The sequence below is a fragment of the Burkholderia sp. HI2500 genome, assembly GCF_002223055.1.
Classification (GTDB): domain Bacteria; phylum Pseudomonadota; class Gammaproteobacteria; order Burkholderiales; family Burkholderiaceae; genus Burkholderia.
This window is the reverse complement of the sequence record NZ_NKFL01000006.1, coordinates 2562576-2580885: the sequence shown is the minus strand read 5'-3', so window position 1 is coordinate 2580885 and position 18310 is coordinate 2562576. Positions and strand designations below refer to the sequence as shown.

General features: G+C 66.2%; 16 protein-coding genes. 10 read left to right on the top strand and 6 right to left on the bottom strand.

The genetic code is table 11. The features are described from left to right. The 4 genes from CFB45_RS29290 to CFB45_RS29275 form a co-directional block, all read right to left on the bottom strand. Positions 1-264, bottom strand: a complete 264-nt coding sequence (locus tag CFB45_RS29290) for a helix-turn-helix domain-containing protein (protein ID WP_089428548.1) — start codon at positions 262-264, stop codon at positions 1-3. Between the two features lie 155 nt (positions 265-419). After that, a complete protein-coding gene (locus tag CFB45_RS29285; protein WP_089428547.1) occupies positions 420-896 on the bottom strand; it encodes a GNAT family N-acetyltransferase in 477 nt (158 codons plus the stop codon). A 283-nt stretch (positions 897-1179) separates the two neighbouring features. Further along, the gene (locus CFB45_RS29280; RefSeq protein ID WP_089428546.1) at positions 1180-2181 is read right to left on the bottom strand and encodes a zinc-dependent alcohol dehydrogenase family protein; all 1002 of its coding nucleotides are present in this window, start codon (positions 2179-2181) and stop codon (positions 1180-1182) included. A gap of 60 nt (positions 2182-2241) precedes the next feature. After that, complete coding sequence (locus tag CFB45_RS29275; protein ID WP_089428545.1) at positions 2242-2544, bottom strand: ArsR/SmtB family transcription factor; 303 nt, start codon at positions 2542-2544, stop codon at positions 2242-2244. 285 nt (positions 2545-2829) lie between these two features. Between CFB45_RS29275 and CFB45_RS29270 the strand changes: the two genes are divergently transcribed. After that, positions 2830-4494, top strand: a complete 1665-nt coding sequence (locus CFB45_RS29270) for an ABC transporter ATP-binding protein (RefSeq protein WP_089428544.1) — start codon at positions 2830-2832, stop codon at positions 4492-4494. Positions 4495-4536: 42 nt separating this feature from the next. Here the strand turns inward: CFB45_RS29270 and CFB45_RS29265 are convergent, their stop codons facing one another. Further along, positions 4537-5574, bottom strand: a complete 1038-nt coding sequence (locus CFB45_RS29265) for an aldo/keto reductase (protein ID WP_089428543.1) — start codon at positions 5572-5574, stop codon at positions 4537-4539. A gap of 131 nt (positions 5575-5705) precedes the next feature. On the opposite strand from CFB45_RS29265, the gene CFB45_RS29260 reads away from it, so the two are divergent. The 5 genes from CFB45_RS29260 to CFB45_RS29240 all read left to right on the top strand — a co-directional run bounded on the left by CFB45_RS29260 (position 5706) and on the right by CFB45_RS29240 (position 9740). Next, complete coding sequence (locus CFB45_RS29260) at positions 5706-6590, top strand: LysR family transcriptional regulator (protein WP_089428542.1); 885 nt, start codon at positions 5706-5708, stop codon at positions 6588-6590. A 334-nt stretch (positions 6591-6924) separates the two neighbouring features. Then, entirely contained in the window at positions 6925-7176 is a 252-nt protein-coding gene (locus CFB45_RS29255; protein ID WP_089429196.1) for a type II toxin-antitoxin system Phd/YefM family antitoxin, read from the top strand. Continuing rightward, positions 7176-7595: a type II toxin-antitoxin system VapC family toxin gene (locus CFB45_RS29250; protein WP_174975468.1), complete on the top strand. Its 420-nt coding sequence runs from the start codon at positions 7176-7178 to the stop codon at positions 7593-7595. Before CFB45_RS29255 ends, CFB45_RS29250 begins: the two co-directional genes overlap by 1 nt. Positions 7596-8067: 472 nt before the next feature. After that, positions 8068-8367, top strand: a complete 300-nt coding sequence (locus tag CFB45_RS29245; RefSeq protein WP_085038359.1) for an ArsR/SmtB family transcription factor — start codon at positions 8068-8070, stop codon at positions 8365-8367. A 20-nt stretch (positions 8368-8387) separates the two neighbouring features. Beyond that, the gene (locus CFB45_RS29240; protein WP_089428540.1) at positions 8388-9740 is read left to right on the top strand and encodes a pyridoxal phosphate-dependent decarboxylase family protein; all 1353 of its coding nucleotides are present in this window, start codon (positions 8388-8390) and stop codon (positions 9738-9740) included. Between the two features lie 3 nt (positions 9741-9743). Here the strand turns inward: CFB45_RS29240 and CFB45_RS29235 are convergent, their stop codons facing one another. Then, a complete protein-coding gene (locus tag CFB45_RS29235; protein WP_089428539.1) occupies positions 9744-10661 on the bottom strand; it encodes a LysR family transcriptional regulator in 918 nt (305 codons plus the stop codon). Between the two features lie 144 nt (positions 10662-10805). Here CFB45_RS29235 and CFB45_RS29230 point away from each other — a divergent pair, with 144 nt between their 5' ends. The 4 genes from CFB45_RS29230 (at position 10806) to CFB45_RS29215 (ending at position 18149) form a co-directional block, all read left to right on the top strand. Then, positions 10806-12029 (top strand): Zn-dependent hydrolase, encoded by a 1224-nt coding sequence (locus CFB45_RS29230; protein ID WP_089428538.1) that lies wholly within the window; start codon positions 10806-10808, stop codon positions 12027-12029. A 119-nt stretch (positions 12030-12148) separates the two neighbouring features. Beyond that, positions 12149-12616, top strand: a complete 468-nt coding sequence (locus CFB45_RS29225; RefSeq protein WP_089429195.1) for a cupin domain-containing protein — start codon at positions 12149-12151, stop codon at positions 12614-12616. 327 nt (positions 12617-12943) lie between these two features. Continuing rightward, positions 12944-15415: a GH92 family glycosyl hydrolase gene (locus CFB45_RS29220; protein WP_089428537.1), complete on the top strand. Its 2472-nt coding sequence runs from the start codon at positions 12944-12946 to the stop codon at positions 15413-15415. Between the two features lie 67 nt (positions 15416-15482). Then, positions 15483-18149: a GH92 family glycosyl hydrolase gene (locus CFB45_RS29215; protein WP_089428536.1), complete on the top strand. Its 2667-nt coding sequence runs from the start codon at positions 15483-15485 to the stop codon at positions 18147-18149. The last annotated feature ends 161 nt before the right edge of the window (positions 18150-18310 follow it).

Below are 18310 nucleotides of genomic sequence, written 5' to 3'. Positions count from 1 at the left end.
TCACGCATCTCCCATCGTGCGCTGCTCGGCCAGCACGTCGTCGAGCGTGCGCGCGTGTCCGCACGTCACCGCCCGCAGGTCATAGCCGGCGGCCTCAAGGAGACGAACGAGCGCGGATACGCTCATGTCGCCTCGCGCAAGCGTTTCCATGCGAGCGAGTGTGGTACGTGCGACGCCGGCGCACTCGGCCAGCTCTTTCTGTGAAAGCCCCGCTGAGTGGCGAGCATGTTTCAGCATCTCTCCAACGTCGGCCAATGTCGTCATCTGTAGCCCCATGGATACAAAAAATGATCATAAGGGTAATGTTGTGTCCCTTGGGCTACCAAATTACCGAGACGGCCGTTCCGAGGAGGGACCACGGCATGCAATCAAGTGAGGCGACTCAGGAGAGGGCATTGGTTCGCGTTTCGCCGCTCCGCTCAGCGCGACAGCTCCTTCCGATAGAGCACGGCCCCCGGCTTTGCCGCAACGGTGTCGTAGAGCCGCATCGCCGTGTGGTTCGTCTCGTGCGTCTGCCAGTACACGCGCTCGGCGCGATGCGCACGCGCGGCGTCGTACACGGCTTCGATCAGCGCACGGCCGACACCCTTGCCGCGTTCGCTGTCGAGCGTGAACAGGTCCTGCAGGTAGCAGGTCGGCCCGATATGCGTCGTGCTGCGGTGATACAGGAAATGCACGAGCCCGACGAGCCGGCCGGCGCGCTCGGCGACGAGCGCATGCACCGGTTCGTAGCCGTCGAAGAAGCGCGACCACGTGAGCTGCGTGATGTGCAGCGGCAGGGCCTTATCGTCGAAGCGGCCGTAGAAACGGTTATAGCCGTCCCACAGCGGCAGCCACTGGTCGTAGTCGTGTTCCGTGACCGCGCGTACGGTCAGTCCGGTGTCGTTGGCGTTCATATTGGCGGACCTGTCGAGGAGAAGAGGGCGCGCCGCCGATTCGGCAGGCGCGTCGCAGGTCTCTACGATAGGAAGTTCGCGGCCCCATGGGTAGGCCCATGACGACGGCATTTCATGGTGCCACGGGCCGCATCATGCTCACGAGGTCGACTGTCCGTCAGAACCTGCTGCGATCCCGCCGGCTGTGCTTCGGGCTGTCAGGTTCGGCCCCCGCGCAACCCCGATGCTCGCGACGCACGGCGAATCACGCACAGCTTGCTCCGGCCCACATGCGAGAAAAAGATCACGCCGCTCGAGTACCGGCAACACGTTCGGGATACGCCGACGGCGCGACCGCAATCGCGATCTTTCCTCGAACCCCGTTGTTGGGACGCTCCAGCAGGGCATGCGCGAGCGGAACGTCGGCAAGGGAATAGACGGCGCCAACGTGTGGCCGCAGCTGTCCGCGTTCGATCAACGCGCTCAACTCATCCAGCTTGCCGCGGTTTTGTCGCGTGAAGACGAAGTGATAACTCGCGTTCTTGCCCCACGCCTGAATGACGTTTTGTGGCTGGGCGATGTCCACGATCGTGACGACGCGACCAAGCTGGGCGAGCGCATCGGGGCTGCGCGACAGGGTGTTGCCGCCGATGGTGTCGAACACGACATCGACGCCGCGGCCGCCGGTGTCCCGCATGACTGCGTCGACGTAATCGTCCTGTTCGTAGTCGATGACCACATCGGCCCCCAGGCTGCGGGCGAACTCGACGTTTGCTTCGCGCACGGTCGTGAACACCCTTGCGCCGATGGCCTTGGCGAGCTGGATCGCCACATGGCCGACGCCTCCTGCGCCGCCGTGTACCAGAATGCTTTCCCCGACACGAAGCGCCGCACGCACGACCAGTGCTTCCCAAACCGTTCCGCCCACCAGGGTCAGGCTGGCCGCCTCGAGATGGCTCAACGACGGCGGCTTCTTCCCGACGATGCTGTCGGCCGCCACGTGGTACTCGGCGTAACTGCCTGGCCCGTCGAAGATTTGCGGGGTGTACCAGACTTCGTCCCCCGGCGAGAAGGCCTTCACACCGGGCCCGACGGCTTCGACCACGCCCGATACGTCGTGTCCGGTAATGGCCGGAAGGGGTACCAGGTCCGGATAGTCTCCCCGTCGAACCTGGTAATCCAATGGATTGATGGAGGTGGCATGGACGCGAACCAGGACTTGTCCGGCGTGCGGCACCGGCTTGGGTACGTCACGTAGCTCGAACGATTCCGGGCCGCCAAATGACTTGAGCAACAGCGCTTTCATTGCACATCCTCGTTTCGGTAAATAGGGATATCGAGAATTGTCGATATTATGGGGAAAAAATTACAGGTCTTTCCCGATGGCCTTGGCCAGCGCACTGATGGCTGCTTCGTTACGCTTGTAGTAGGTCCACTGGCCGATGCGCCTGACTTCCACCAGGCCGGCTCGTTGCAGCGTCGCAAGATAATCGGACACCGTCGACTGCGACAGCCCGACACCTTCCTGAATACTGCTGACGCAGACGCCCACCGTATGAACGTCCCCTTCATCCTGCGGCGGGAAGTTCTTCACGGGGTCCTTCAAACCCTGCAGGATTTCAAGGCGAGTCCGGTTCGAGAGGGCTTTGAAGATGTCGAGCAATTCCATGGGCAGCGAGTATATCGAGAATTACCGATATGTCAATGTGAGCGCCGACCGCCGTTCTGTCGAGCCGGCACGGTTCAGGCACGACACTCGGCATGGCAAGCGCCTTCTGGAACGAAAGTCGTCAACCGCTCACGGGTTTTTTTGAACGGAACGGGTCTCCGGGAACCGCGCAACCAACACGTGCCGCCATCCCACCCGAACGCCACCACGCCACGCCTTTCACTCTGTTAGACTTTTTCGCCCATCGCCGCCATCCGGGCTGCGCCGCGCCCGGGTCATCCCGCCATGAACGACACCCGTGCGTCGCATCCGATCACCGAGGTCCTGCGGGCCTACTGGAAGGCCGATCGGCTGATGTTGCTGACGGTCGTGGCGGTCGTCATCCTGTCGAGCGCGAGCGCGGTTGCCGCCCCCTATCTGTTCTCGCGCCTGATCGACGCGCTGTCGCACCGCGGCGTGCTCCACGCGCTGATCCCGGGCTTCGTGCTTTATGCGGTGCTGCTGGGCCTGTCCAGCGCGCTGCAACGCGTGGTGCAGTACCTGGCGTTCATGAGCTCGGAGAACCTGGGCTTCATCACCAGCACGCGCTTTTTCGAGCGCATCCTGAAGAAGACCACGGCGTTCTTCGTCGAGCACAATCCCGCCGAAATCCAGACCGCGAACCAGCGTGGCAGCCGGGCGCTGTCGGTGCTCGTGCTGCTGAGCCTGATGGAGCTGATCCCCGGCACGCTGCAGATCGTGCTGACGCTCGTCACGCTCGGCGCACTGATCAATGTCGAGGTCGTGGTGATCACCGCCGCCTACGGTGCGGTCGCGGTGACGATCGCGATCGTCGGCGCGCGGCGCTCGCGCGCGTTCCTCGATCGCGCGATCGAGGCCGGGCAGGAGAATGCGCGCTTCGTCGGCGGCGCGATCAATGCGATGGAGACGCTTCGGCATTTCGGCAGCCATCGCTGGATGAACGAACGTTTCTCGGAGAAGGCGCGCGTCGTGCGCGACAGCTGGCGCGCGTATGTGCTGCAGCACGTCCGCTATCTCGCGGTGCTGGGGCTCGGCCTCGCGATCCAGTTCGCGGTGACGTTCTGGTTGCTGCTGCCGCGCCATGCGGCGGGCGCGCTGTCGATCGGCGACATCGTGTTGTTCAACACGTTGCTGCTGCAACTGAACCAGCCGTTCGAAATGATCGCGCGCGCGGTCGACGAGTGCGCACGCTCCCGCGCGGCGCTCGTGCCGTTCGCGGCGCTGTGGACGGCGCCCGAGGAACGGCAGGTGTCGCATGCGTCGGCGTTCGCGCCGCGCGACGGGCGCATCGTGTTCGAGCGCGTCGCCTATGCGTACGACAACGGCCGCGGCGTGACCGACGTCGACTTCGTCGCTGAACGGGGGGCGATCACGTTCCTCGTCGGCGAAACCGGCGCGGGGAAATCCACCGTCTTCAAGCTCGCGCTGAAGTCGATCGAGCCGACCGGCGGGCGCATTCTCGTCGACGGCGTCGATCTCGCGGCGATCGATCGCGCCGACTGGTACGGCGCGGTGGCCGTCGTGCCGCAGGATGTCGTGCTGCTGAACGAAAGCCTGGAAGACAACATCCTGCTCGGCCGGCCGCGCGATGCGCAGCGTCTGCGTGAAGCGGCGGCGAAGGCGACGATCCTGACGTTCATCGAGAGCCTGCCGGACGGCTTCCGCACGACGGTGGGCGAGCGCGGGCTGAAGCTGTCCGGCGGCGAGCGCCAGCGCATCGCGATTGCCCGTGCGCTGTATGGCGAGCCGACCGTGTTGTTCCTCGACGAAGCGAGTTCCGCGCTCGACGAAGCCACCGAGCGCGACATCATGGAACACGTGCGGCTGCTGGCCCGCGACGTCACGGTCGTGGCGATCACGCATCGTCGCTCGGTCATCGGGCCGGCCGACAAGGTCGTGCGGCTCGGCGACGCGCGTGTGCCGGCGTAGCGCTGCATGACCCCATTCGCAGGCTCCGCCGGCCGTCGGCGCTCACCCGCGCAGCGGCGGATTGAGTTGCGCGAACGCCTGCTGGCGGCGATACGGGAAGTACGGATAAGGTGCTACCACCGCGCTCGCCGCATCGAGCTTCGCGACCTGCGCATCGGTCAGCGTCCAGCCGACCGCGCCGAGGTTCTGCCGCAGCTGTGCCTCATTGCGCGCGCCGATGATCACCGACGACACCGTCGGGCGCTGCAGCAGCCAGTTCAGCGCGATCTGCGGCACGGTCTTGCCCGTTTCCTCGGCGATCGCGTCGAGCGCATCGACCACGTCGTACAGGCGCGCATCGTCGACCGGCGGCCCGAAGCCGGCCGTTTCATGCAGGCGGCTGCCTTCCGGCAGCGGCGCGTTGCGCCGGATCTTGCCGGTGAGCCGGCCCCAGCCGAGCGGGCTCCAGACGAGCGCGCCAAGCCCCTGGTCGGCGCCGAGCGGCATCAGGTCCCACTCGTAATCGCGGCCGACGAGCGAGTAGTAGACCTGGTTCGCCACGTAACGCGACCAGCCGTGCCGATCGGCCACCGCCAGCGACTTCATGATCTGCCACCCGGCGAAGTTCGATACGCCGATGTAGCGCAGCTTGCCCGCGCGCACGAGATCGTCGAGCGTCGACATCACTTCCTCGACCGGCGTGCTCGCATCGAACGCGTGGAGTTGCAGCAGGTCGATGTAGTCGGTGTCGAGGCGGCGCAGCGCATCGTCGACGGCGCGGACGAGCCGCGCGCGCGACGTGCCCGCGTCGTTCGGGCCGCTTCCGGTCGGCAGGCCCGTTTTCGTCGAGATCAGCACCTGGTCGCGACGTCCGTTGATCGCGGCGCCGAGCACGCGCTCGGATTCGCCGTCCGAATACACGTCGGCCGTGTCGAACAGGTTCACGCCGGCTTCGAGGCAGATGTCGATCAGGCGGCGCGCTTCATCGACGCCCGTGTTGCCCCAGGCGCTAAACAGCGGGCCGGTGCCGCCGAACGTGCCGGCGCCGAAGCTCAGGGCAGGAACCTTGAGGCCGGAGCGGCCGAGGGTGCGGTATTCCATGGCGGGTTTCCTTTGGGGTGATCGACGGGTCGAGGGGCGGCCGCGAGGCGACGCATTGGCACACTGTATCGCTTGCGGATATTTCGGATAATTGGGCTGACTTCGAAAATATCGTTCGGAAGGGGCGAATAATGCTGCTCGACAATCTCGCGCTGTTCCTGCGCATCGTGGAGAAGGGCGGACTGGCCGCGGCGGGCCGCGAGTTCGGGCTGTCGCCGGCCACCGTGTCCGAGCGACTGGCTGCGCTCGAGCGCCACTACGGCGCGGCGCTGCTCACGCGCACGACCCGCGCGATCAGCCTGACCGACGAGGGCCGCACGCTCGTCGACGGTGCGCGACGCCTGCTGGCGGAGGCCGATGAACTCGAAGGCCGAGTGCGGCTCGGCGTGCAGACCTTGTCGGGGCCGGTGCGCCTGAGCGCGCCGGCCGACCTCGGGCGCGAGCGCGTGGTGCCCGTCGTCGACGCGTTTCTGGCCGAGCATCCGGGCGTCACGGTCGACCTGCATCTCGGTGACGGCTACGTGGATGTCGTCGGGCAGGGGCTCGATTTCGCGATCCGTCGCGGGGTGCTCGCCGACAGTTCGCTGCGCAGCCGGTCGCTCGGCCGCGCGCGGCGCGTCGTGTGCGCGTCGCCCGCGTATCTCGCGGCGCACGGCACGCCGCGGCATCCGGACGATCTTGCCGCACACGACTGCATCGTGATGCGCTTCGGGCAGGACCTGTATGCCGAATGGCCGTTCAGCATCGACGGCGAACCCCGGCGCGTGACGGTGCGCGGCCGGCGGGTGGCCAACGACGGCGCACTCGTGCGCGCGTGGTGCGTCGCGGGGCACGGCGTCGCACTGAAGTCGCTGGTCGACGTCGAGCAGGATCTGGCGTCCGGCGCGCTCGTGGAAGTCCTGCGCGCGTTCTCGCCGGGCGACGTCGATCTGCAGATCGTCTATGCGGGCAACGCCGTGCAGCCGCGGCGCGTGCGGGCGCTGATCGAACGGCTGGCGCAGGCGCTGGCGGCGTGAACGTGTTGGATGTAATTGCGTCGGACTCGACGTGACGACGCCAATTTCGTGCCCTTCGGGTGGTCATTGTGGCGAGTTCGCTTCGGCAACGGCGAAACTCGGCATGGGTTGTCCTCAGAATCGGATGCGCGTGATTGAACGGAAACGATTCGTAGCGGTGCGTATCGCGCTTCCGGCCAGAGGACTTTGCCGCCGGAAACGTAACTCGTACGTAGGCGCAAGAGTCATCGACGAAGAAGACGCGCACGGGGCCGGATCAACCGGGGCGGGCAAGGCCGCGCAATCTCATTTATTGTAGTAACATACCTACATTGATTGGTTTGAGGAGCCCATGATGACCATCACAACGCTCTCGAGTCGCGAACTTAACCAGGATGTGACCAAAGCGAAGAAGGCAGCAAAGGATGGCCCGGTGTTCATTACGGATCGTGGCAGGCCTGCCCATGTGCTGCTGAGTTTCGAGGAATACCAGCGTCTCACGCAGCAACGGCGCAACATTGCCGACGCGTTGGCCATGCCCGGTGTCGAGGACATCGAGTTTGAGCCTCCGCGCGCGGAGATCGGCATCAAAAAGGTTGATTTTTGATGATGTTCGTCCTCGATACCAACGTTGTTTCGGAACTCAGGAAGGTGCGAACCGGCAAGGCGGACAAAGGCCTGGTGGCATGGAGTTCAACCGTCGACGCACCCACGCTTTTTGTCTCGGCAATCACGATCATGGAGCTGGAGACAGGCGTCTTGCAAATCGAACGCCGGGACACGGCTCAAGGTGCGCTTCTGCGGGCATGGCTTGACGGGCATGTCCTGCCGGAGTTCGCGGGTCGCGTGCTGCCGGTTGATACTGCGGTCGCGCAACGATGCGCACGACTCCATGTACCGGATCGGCGGTCGGAGCGGGACGCACTCATTGCCGCAACGGCGCTCGTGCATGGCATGACCGTCGTGACGCGCAATGTCGCCGATTTTGTTGAAACCGGCGTTCCTATCGTTAATCCGTGGGATTGAGCTAGCGAACCCTCCCTCTCGAACAATGAAACGGGCGCGGGTTCGTTGACAGACCGCGCATGCATTTCACGGTAACGCTTCCGCGCACCCCTTGCATCCCCCGCACTGGCGGATGGGCCGGGCCAACGGATAGTGCATTGCGCGGCCGCTCGCTCGGCCGTGCGCGGCGCGTGGTGTGCGCGCCGCACACGGCAGGCAGGCGCGTCGGGACGATCCTGCCGCACATGACGGATCGCAATGCGTTTCGGGCCCGACTTGTATGCGGAATGGCCGCTCGGCATTGACGGCGAGCTGAAGCGTGTTCCCGGCGCTGTGTGCAACGCGTTGCAGCGGCGCGCTTGCCGCGATCGCATCCGGTGCCGATACGGCGGGCAAATACACCCCAGCGTCAGCTCAAGTCGCCCTTCGAACCAATTGCACACATTTCGTCATTTAGCTAATATTCGAAACGTTAATCGCGCTCCGCATTCCCATGGACGACGTCACCCGCATCAGCGCACTGGCCAACGAAAGCCGTCTGGCCGTGATGCGCTGGCTCAAGCAGCCGCGCAAGCATTTCCCGCCGCAGCCGCACGGCGATGTCGACGAACTCGGCGTGTGCTGCACGTACATCACCGAGAAGCTCGGCATCGCGCCGGCTACGACCACGCGCCACATGCGCATCCTCGCGGATGCCGGGCTCGTGCAGGCGACCCGCGTCGGCAAGTTCACGTACTACAAGCGGATCGACGGCGCGCTGCAGCAGCTCGGCCGCGATCTTTTGCAACTCTGACTCACACCGAGGCAACCGACATGGACGAACTTGCATTGCTGGCCGACGCCGACCGGCGCGCGCACGCGTATCTGGCCGCGACGAACGAGCGGCGCGCGTTTCCCGACGCGGCCGCACTGGCCGGCCTGGCGGCGTTCGACGAGCCGCTGCCCGACGCGGGCCGCCCCGCCGACGACGTGCTGCGCCTGCTCGACGAGCGCGGCACGCCCGCGACCGTCGCGTCGAACGGCCCGAACTACTTCGGTTTCGTGATCGGCGCCACGCTGCCGGCCGCGGCGGCGGCCGAGCGGTTGATGCTCGCGTGGGACCAGTGCGCGTCGTCGTATGCGAATTCACCGGTGGCCGCGACGATCGAGCGCCAGGCCGCGCGCTGGGTCGTCGACGTGCTCGGATTACCCGAAGGCAGTGCGGTCGGGTTCGGCACGAGCGCGACGGCCTGCACGCTCGTCGCGCTGGTGGCCGCGCGGCGCGCGCTGCTCGCACGCAAGGGCTGGGACGTCGACGCGGACGGCCTGATCGGCGCGCCCGAGGTGAAGGTCGTGATCTCCGAGCTGGCGCACATCACGGTGAAGAAGGCGCTGCGCGTGCTCGGTTTCGGGATGAAGCGCCTCGTCGTCGCGCCGGTCGACACGCATGGCCGGATCGATCCGGCACAGCTGCCGCCCCTCGACGACATGACGATCCTCTGCGTGCAGGCCGGCGAAGTGAACACGGGCGAGTTCGATCCGTTCGCGGCGCTGATTCCGCCCGCGAAGGCGGCCGGCGCGTGGGTGCACGTCGACGGCGCGTTCGGCCTGTGGGCCCGCGCCTCGTCGAAGCGCGCGCTGACGGACGGCATCGACGGCGCGGACAGCTGGACCACCGACGGCCACAAGTGGCTCAACACGCCGTACGACGGCGCGATGGTGATCTGCCGGGACGCGGCCGCGCTCGCGACCGCGATGAACAGCGACGCCGTGTACCTGAGCGGCGCGCAGGACGCGCAGAAGAACCTGAACCTCGAATTCTCGCGGCGCGCGCGCGGCATCCCCGTATGGGCCGCGCTGCGTTCACTCGGCCGCGCCGGCGTGGCCACGATGGTCGAGCGGCATTGCGCGCAGGCGGCGCGGGTCGCGGACGGCCTGCGTGCCGCCGGCTACGATGTGCTGAACCGCGTCGTGCTGAACCAGGTGCTGGTGCGCGCCGGCACCGACGATGAAACGGCGGCGATCCTCGCGGCCGCGCAGGCGTCGGGCGACGTGTGGTTCGGCGCGACGGTGTGGCAGGGGCGGCCGGCGTTCCGGATCAGCGTGTCGTCGTGGCGCACCGAAGACGCGCACATCGATCGTCTCGTGGCGTTGCTGACGGAGCTGCGCGGCGTGCACGTGCGCTGAGCATCATGCGCCGTCCGCGCCCTGAACGGTTGCAGCCGCCCCCTTCAGGCACTCGATGAAATGCAGCGCGGCGGGCGTCAGCAACGCATGCCGCCGCATCACGATCGCGACCGTCAACGCGGGCATCGGCTCGGCAAGATCCAGCGCGACGATGCCCCGTGACTTGCGTTCGACGTCGGCGAGCGGCCGTGCGAACACGCCGAGCGCATCCGTTTGCGACACGAGCCCGAGCGTCGCGGCAAACGACGGGCAGTGGATTACCCGCTTCGGTACGTCGATGCCGAACGGCATGAAGATCGAGCGCACCAGATCGTCTCCCTCGTCGCCGTAGCGCGGCACGCACCATTGCGCATCGACGAGCTCGCGCAGCGAGCGGGCGCGCGCGAGCCGATGCCGGCTTCTCGCGACGACCGCGAACGCCGTCCGGAACAACGGAATGCTCGCGAATTCGTCGGGGTCCGGTATCGCATTCGACAACTGATGCGTGACGATGAAGTCGAGCGAGCCGTCGCGCAGTCGCGCGAGATCCGTCGCGGTCAGCGCATCGTCGACGTTCAGCGTCGCGCCGGGCAGGTCGCGCGAGAACGCGGTGAATGCACGCGGCAGGAGCGTCAGCGCGACGGTCGGGCTGACCGCGATCGACACCGAGCCGGTCGTGCCGAGCCGCAACTGCTCGATTTCGTCGCGCGTGCGCTGGATCTCCTCGACGATCAGCCGCGCGCGAATCGCAAACGCGCTGCCGTAATCGGTCAGCGCAATTCCCTTTACGCTGCGGACGACGAGCGGCACGCCGAGTTCCTGTTCGAGCTCGCGCACGATGCTGCTGATGGCCGGTTGCGTGACGCCGAGCGCGCGCGCCGCGCCGCGAATGGTGCGATGCTCGGCGACCGCGAGAAACGCATCGAGCTGCTTGAGCTTCATGAATGACCGATCCGAATACGAAGAAAGCGCGGGCTGCCGGGTCGAACGCCGGGTGACAAGAAAAAGTTATCGACCACAACGAAATCTTGGATTTTTCTTATTGGGTCGAGTGTATATGCTCGGTGCTTTTCAGGAGCGGTCACGATGATTCTCGTTAACCAGCAACGGCTGTGGGATTCGCTGATGGAGATGGCGACGATCGGCGCGACCGCGCACGGCGGCAGCTGCCGGCTCGCGCTCAGCGACGACGACGCGCGCGGCAGGCGCCGCTTCATCGCGTGGTGCGAAGCAGCCGGTTGCGAGATCCGCATCGATCCGATCGGCAACGTGTTCGCTCGCCGGCCGGGCACGGAACCGGGTTTGCCGCCCGTGACGTGCGGCAGCCATCTCGACACGCAGCCGCTCGGCGGCCGATTCGACGGCGTCTTTGGCGTGCTCGCGGGCCTCGAAGCGATTCGTACGCTGAACGAGCGCGGCATTGAAACGCGACATCCGATCGACGTCGTCGCGTGGACCAACGAAGAGGGTTCGCGCTTCACGCCGGGCATGATGGGCTCGGCCGTCTATGCCGGCGCGCTGGATCTCGACTACGCACTGGATCGCCCGTGCATGCAGACGGGCGCGCTGCTGCGCGACGAACTCGAACGCACGGGCTTCGCCGGCCCTGCGCGCGAGCGGCAGATGCCGAAGGCGTATTTCGAAGCGCATATCGAGCAAGGGCCGGTGCTGGAGCAGGCCGGCTTGCCGATCGGCGTCGTGACGGGCGTGCAGGGCATCTACGAACTCGACGTCACGGTGACCGGCTTCGAGTCGCATGCAGGCACGACGCCGATGAGCGTGCGCCGTGACGCGATGGGCGTGGCGGCCGCGATGATCGCTGCGATCGTCGAGCACGGTCACACCTTCGACGACGATGCGCGCGTGACGGTCGGTCATGTCGCGTGCCAGCCGAATTCGCCGAGCACGATTCCGGGCAAGGTCCGGTTCAGCGTCGACGTGCGCCACCCGTCGCGACCGGCGTTGCAGCGACTGGTCGCCGACATCGAAGCGATCTGCATGCAGCGCACCGCGCTGCGCGGCACGAGCGTGCAGGTACAGACGATCGCCGAATACGAGCCGGTGGTGTTCGATGCGGCATGCGTCGAGCGCGTGCGGCAGGCAACGGCTGCCGCCGGCTATCCGTACAAGGAGATGTGCAGCGGTGCGGGGCACGACGCGGTGAACCTGTCGTACGTCGCGCCTTCCGCGATGGTGTTCGTGCCGTGCAAGGCCGGCTTGAGCCACAACGAAGCGGAAGATGCCGATCCGGTGCACCTCGCGCAAGGCGCGTCGGTGCTGGCGAACCTGCTGGCCGATTGCGCGCGCTAGGCACGCGCGATGGCGGAGTTCGCGACTCCTCCGCAAGCGTGAAAATGTCGGACAATGGCCGCTGCGCGCGCCACGCCGGCGCCGCGTTCAACCAAAGCATTCACGTTTGCGAGATCCCCATGTCGACTCCCTTTCCCCGGGAACTGCTGAAGGCCGCCGATATCGCGAAGATGGAACCGATGCGCGCGGTGCATTCGCTGAATCCCAATGCCGTTCGTCTCAAGCGACAACTCAGCGACCTGACCGGCTTGACGCAATTCGGTGTTCACCTGCTCACGCTGATGCCTGGTCACGAATCGGCCGAGTATCACCGTCACCTGTACGAAGAAGAGTTCGTGTACGTGCTGTCCGGGACGGGCGCGGTCACGATCGGCGAACGCGCCAGTGAAATCGGGCCGGGCGATTTCATCGGCTTTCCGCGCGGCGGTGAAGCGCATACGGTGCAGAACACCGGCGATACGCCGCTTGAGCTGCTCGTTGGCGGGCAACGGCTCGAACACGACGTCTGCGAATACCCGCGACTCGGCAAGCGGCTGTATATCGCCGGCGAGCTCGAAGACTATGTGGATTTGCCGAAGCAGCCTTGATCGCCAATCGCGCATTCAATGCCCCATTCCACATAAAAACCGAATCAATAACCGCTTGTTTAGATAAACAAAATAAAAATTCGTAAAAACACGGGGTAGAGAAATCGCGTTTATTTGGGCACGCTTGTGCGCATTGTCCGCTCCTGGGCGCCGGTATTTCCACATGCCGGCGCGTCTTTTTCCCGGTGTGCGCATTCGGCAATAACGACACGCCCCCGGGATTTTCGACCGATCGGCCGGGCAAGCGGAATTCATCAAAAGCATCCTGATTTAAAGCTCAGTAGTTCGAATCACCATCCTGATTCAAGAACGATACGGAGACGGGCGATGTCCAGGAACTGGGGGTTGGGAACGGCGCTGCTGGCGCTGTGCGTGGTCTTGTCTGCCTGCGGTGGTGATGGCGATTCACCGTCGGTGGCCGCGGCGAACCTGTCGGCTGCCGCGCAGTCGCAGGGCAATGAAAACGGCAACGGCGGCAACGACAACGGTAACGAAAACGACAACAGCAACGGCAACGAGTCGTCGAAGAAAAACGCCGACATCCGCGTCGCGCAATACGTCAATCCGCTGATCGGCACCGACTACGCGACCGACCAGCCGGCCGACCCGGTCGGCTCGGGTCTCGGCGGCGGCACGTTCCCGGGGCCGACGGTCCCGTTCGGGATGATGCAATGGAGCCCGATGACGCCGACTGCCCAATACGACAGCAGCAAGGGCGACGGCTCCGGTTTCTCCGGCGGCTACTGGTACGGCGACACGTCGATCAATGCATTCAGCATCCTGCACCTGAGCGGCACCGGCTGCTGGGCGAACGGCGGCTACCTGAACGTGATGCCGCAGCTCGCACCGGGCGACGCCGGCACGCCGGCCAGCTTCACTCACGCGAACGAAACCGCGCAGGCCGGCTATTACGGCGTCACGCTCGGCAACGGCATCAAGGCCGAGCTGACGACGACGGTGCGCACCGGCTTCGCCCGCTTCACGTATCCGGCACTCGCGCAGGGCCAGCAGGCGACGATCGCGATCGATCCGACCGTGCTGAACAACCGCGCGCAGGGCACGACGGCCGACACAATCAGCCAGGTCGGCGACCGCGCGTTGTCGGGCACGATCGCGGGCGGCGGATTCTGCTGGGCCGGGCATGCGGTGCCCGTCTACTACTACGCGGAATTCAGCCAGCCGTTCGCGTCGAAGCCGGCGTTGTCGAACAACAGCCCGGTGACGGTGACGTTCAATGTCGACCGCAAGCATCCCGACGTGATGATGAAGCTCGGCATCTCGTTCGTCAGCGAAGCGAATGCGAAGGCGAACCTGCGCGCGGAGAATCCGGAGACGGATGCGCAAGGCAACCGGAACTGGCGATTCGACACCGTGCGCCGCGCGGCGAGCACCGCGTGGAACGCGCGCCTGAACGCGATCCAGGTCACCGGCGGCAGCGACGCCGACAAGACGAAGTTCTACACCGCGCTGTATCACGCGTCGCTGCACCCGAACGTGTTCAACGACGTGAACGGCCAGTATCCGGACTTCTACGCGTCGAACGGCGCAGCGGCCGCGCCGACACGTCAGGTCGAGAAAGGCCGCACGATGTACGCGAACTTCTCCGGCTGGGACATCGACCGCTCGTTCATCCAGCTGCAGGCGCTGCTCGACCCGGTGCGCACCAGCGACATCGTGCAGTCGCTCGTGCTCGATGCGAAGGCGTGCGGCGCGTTCCCGCGCTGGGCGTACTTCAATACCGAGACGGCCGTGATGCCGGGCGATGCGGGCTCGATCATCGTCGCGAACGCCCATGCGTTCGGTGCGACGAACTTCGACACGCAGGCCGCGCTGTCGATCATGAAGAACAGCACGGCGCCGGGCGCCGCGTGCGCCGGCACGCCGGTGATGGGCAGCCGCGCGGACTACGACCGGCTCGGCTACGTGCCGTCGTCGGGCTCGGGCGACAACCAGACCGCGTCGAACACGCTCGAATATGCGGTGCGCGATTTCGCGGTGTCGCGCTTCGCGACGGCGCTCGGCGACACGACGACGGCCGGTGCGCTGCTGAAGTCGAGCGGCAACTGGCACAACCTGTTCGATCAGGGCGCGATCCAGCCGAAGACGTCGGCCGGCGCGTGGGTCACCGACGGCACCGGCTTCATGGAAGGCAATGCCGAGCAGTACACGTGGTACGTGCCGCACGATCTCGCCGGCGTGGTCGCGCAGGCGGGCGGCGCCGCGCCGGTCGTCAAGCGCCTCGACACGTTCTTCACGCACCTGAACATCGGCACCGTGCAGCCGTATTTCTACGTCGGCAACGAAGTGACGATGGCCGTGCCGTGGGTCTACGCATGGGCCGGCGCGCCGTCGCATACGCAGCGCGTGCTGCACGCGTCGCTCGCGAACGAGTTCGGCACCGGCGCGGCCGGGCTGCCGGGCAACGATGATCTCGGCGCGATCTCCGGCTGGTACGTGTGGGCCGCGCTCGGTCTTTATCCGGTCGTGCCGGGCGTCAGCGGCGTCGCGCTGTCGAGCCCGCAGTTCGAGAAGATCACGGTGCGCGTCGGGCAGAAGGACGGCAGCTACCGACTGTTGCACATCGTCGCGCCGGGTGCAGGCTCGGGCGACAACGCGTCGTTCTATGTGAAGTCGCTGAAGCTGAACGGCGCACCTTACTCCACCGCGTGGCTGCCGTTCGAGCAGATCGCGAAGGGCGGAAAGCTGTCGTACGCGATGACGGCCGACGCGAGCGCCACGACCTGGGGCACCGACGCATCGGCGATGCCGTCGTTCCCGCGGGCGGCCAGCGCGCCGTAACGGCCAGGGGGATCAACGAGCGGTTCTTGCCAACAGGATCGACGCAGAGAGAGGGAGGGACGAACGGATGAAGCTACGTCATGTGGTGGGTATCGGGTGCCTTGCCGTGTTGTCGGGGTGCGGCGGCGATCAGGGTTCGACGGATGCGAGCGTGCTCGCGCAGCGGTCGAACGTGCAGGGCAACCAGAACGATCAAGGCAACCAGAACGACCAGGGCGATCAGAACGATCAAGGCGAAAACGGCGGCGCGGCCAAGCGGTCGGTGCTGCACAGCGTCGATCCGATGATCGGTACCGCGAATCTCGACATCAACGCAGACTGGAGCAGCGGCGTGCGGGGCCACGGCCACGTGTACCCGGGCGCGACCGTGCCGTTCGGGATGGTGCAGCTCGGGCCGGACACGACCGGCGGTGCGCACACGCTGCCGTGGAACTGGGATCGCACGTCGGGCTACCAGTACGACGATCCGTTCATCACCGGCTTCACGCATACGCACCTGTCGGGCACCGGCATCGGCTCGGGCGGCGAAGTGCGGTTCCTGCCGACGCTGGCGCCGGTCGACACCGCGACGCTGGCGAAGGTCGCGGCCGATTCGTCGATCACCTACAACGCGTCGTTCAGCCACGACGACGAAACCGCGAGCCCCGGCTACTACCGCGTGAAGATGGCGCCGGTCGGCAGCGGCAACACGCCGTGGAACGTGCAGGGCGCGAAGATCCTCGCGGAGATGACGGCCACCGCGCATGCGGGCGTGCATCGCTACACGTATTTCCCGAGCGCGGCCGCACAGAAGCGCAGCATGATCGTCAGCATCGACAACCCGATCGGCGGCTCGACCGCGAGCGGCAAGCTCCAGGTGATCGATGCGCAGACGATCGCCGGCTGGGAGATCACGAACAACTGGGCGAACAACAAGCCGACGTATTTCGTCGCGCGTTTCTCGAAGCCGTTCGATACGAAGCGCGTTGCATTCAGCGCCGACGGCTTCAAGGCCTACCTGACGTTCGCCGACGGCAACGACAGCGGCGGCGCGGTGACGGTGAAGGTCGGCATCTCGCCGTCGAGCGTCGCGGATGCGCAGGCCAATCTCGCCTCGGAAGTCGGCGCGAAGTCGTTCGACCAGGTGCGCGGCGCGGCCGAGCGCGTGTGGAGCGCCGCGCTCGACCGGATCCGGATCAAGGGCGGCAGCGCCGACCAGCGGACGATGTTCTACACGTCGCTGTACCGCACGATGCTCGCGCCGACCGTCTACAACAATGCGGACGGCAGCTACGTCGGCACCGATTCGACCAACGACGGCACGACGTCGCCGCCGACCACGAGCAAGCATGCGAATCCGGGCTTCGACTATTCGTCGACGTTCTCGCTGTGGGACACCTTCCGCGCCGAGTCGCCGTTGATGACGCTGGTGCAGCCCGAGCGCGTCGACGGCTGGGTGAAGTCGCTGCTCACGCAGTTCAGGCAGAACGGCAAGGGCGAGCTGCCGGTGTGGCCGCTCGCGCAGACGGAAACCTTCACGATGGCCGGCCACCCGTCGATCCCGCTGATCGCCGATGCATACCTGAAGCACCTGACGAGCGCGGGCATCGACGACATCTGGACTGCATTGACGACCACGCAGAACGCGAGCGCGCACGGCTTCGACCAGTACCGGCAGAGCGGCTACGTGACCGCGGGCGACAACGCATCGGTGTCGACGACGCAGGACTATTCGTTCGACGACTGGGCGACGGCCGCGGTCGGCAAGGCGGCGGGCAAGAGCACGGCCGACTACCGGCCCTACCTGCAGCGCAGCCAGAACTACCGGAACGTGTTCAACCCGGTGCCGAACAACGGCTGGAAGTTTGCGCAGCCGAAGGATGCGCAGGGCAACTGGGTCGCGGGCTTCGACCCGACGGCCGCCGAGAAGACGGACTTCTCCGAATCGAATTCGTGGGTCGATACGTGGAACATCTTCCACGACTTCCCCGGCCTCGTGGCGCTGCTCGGCGGCAAGAGCCAGTTCATCGCGCAGCTCGACCGCACGTTCGATCCGGCCAATCCGCTGACCTTCCTCAACAACCAGGGCTTTCCGGACCTGACCGGACGCAGCGGCCAGTTCTTCGCGGGGAACGAGCCGGCGAACCACCTGCCGTACCTGTACGACGTCGCGGGGATGCCGTCGAAGACGCAGGATCGCGTGCGGTCGGTGATGGACGACATGTACTCGCTGACGCTGACGGCCGGCGATCGCGCGCTGCTCAGTGGCGACAGCCTGAAGGCCACGCTGGCCGATCCGCGCCGCGTGCGCGATGCGGCGATTCCCGGCAACGACGATTGCGGGCAGTTGTCCGCGTGGTACGTGCTGTCCGCGCTTGGCATTTATTCGCTGAATCCGGTGGGCGGCGTGTTCTACCTCGGCACGCCGCTGTTCGAGGAGGCGACGATCGACATTCCGGTGGCGTCGGGCGGCGGGGACGGCAAGAGCCTGAAGTTCGGCGCGACGCGGCGCTTCAAGGTGACCGCGCATACGGCCGGCGGCGGCGCGCCGTCATCGGTCAATCGCTATGTCCAGTCGGTCAGCCTGAACGGCACGCCGCTGCATCGGCCGTATATCACGTACGACGAGATGAAGGCCGGCGGCACGCTCGACTTCGTGATGGGGTCGACGCCGAACGACGCATGGGTGAGCACCTGGAACGGGCAGGATCCGAACAGCGCGCTCGCGCCGTCGCTGGCGCTGGCCGGCACGTAGCGGCTGCTAGCGGCCCGCTGCGACGCGGGCCGCGTCTCTTCCCCTTCATTTGACGCGACGGTGCGGGCCGCGGCCGCGAGGCAGGAAGCGGCCTGCCCCGGGGATCTGTCCTTGGGCCGCGCGGCGGGGACGCCATGCGCCAACGCGGTGACTGCTTCGGC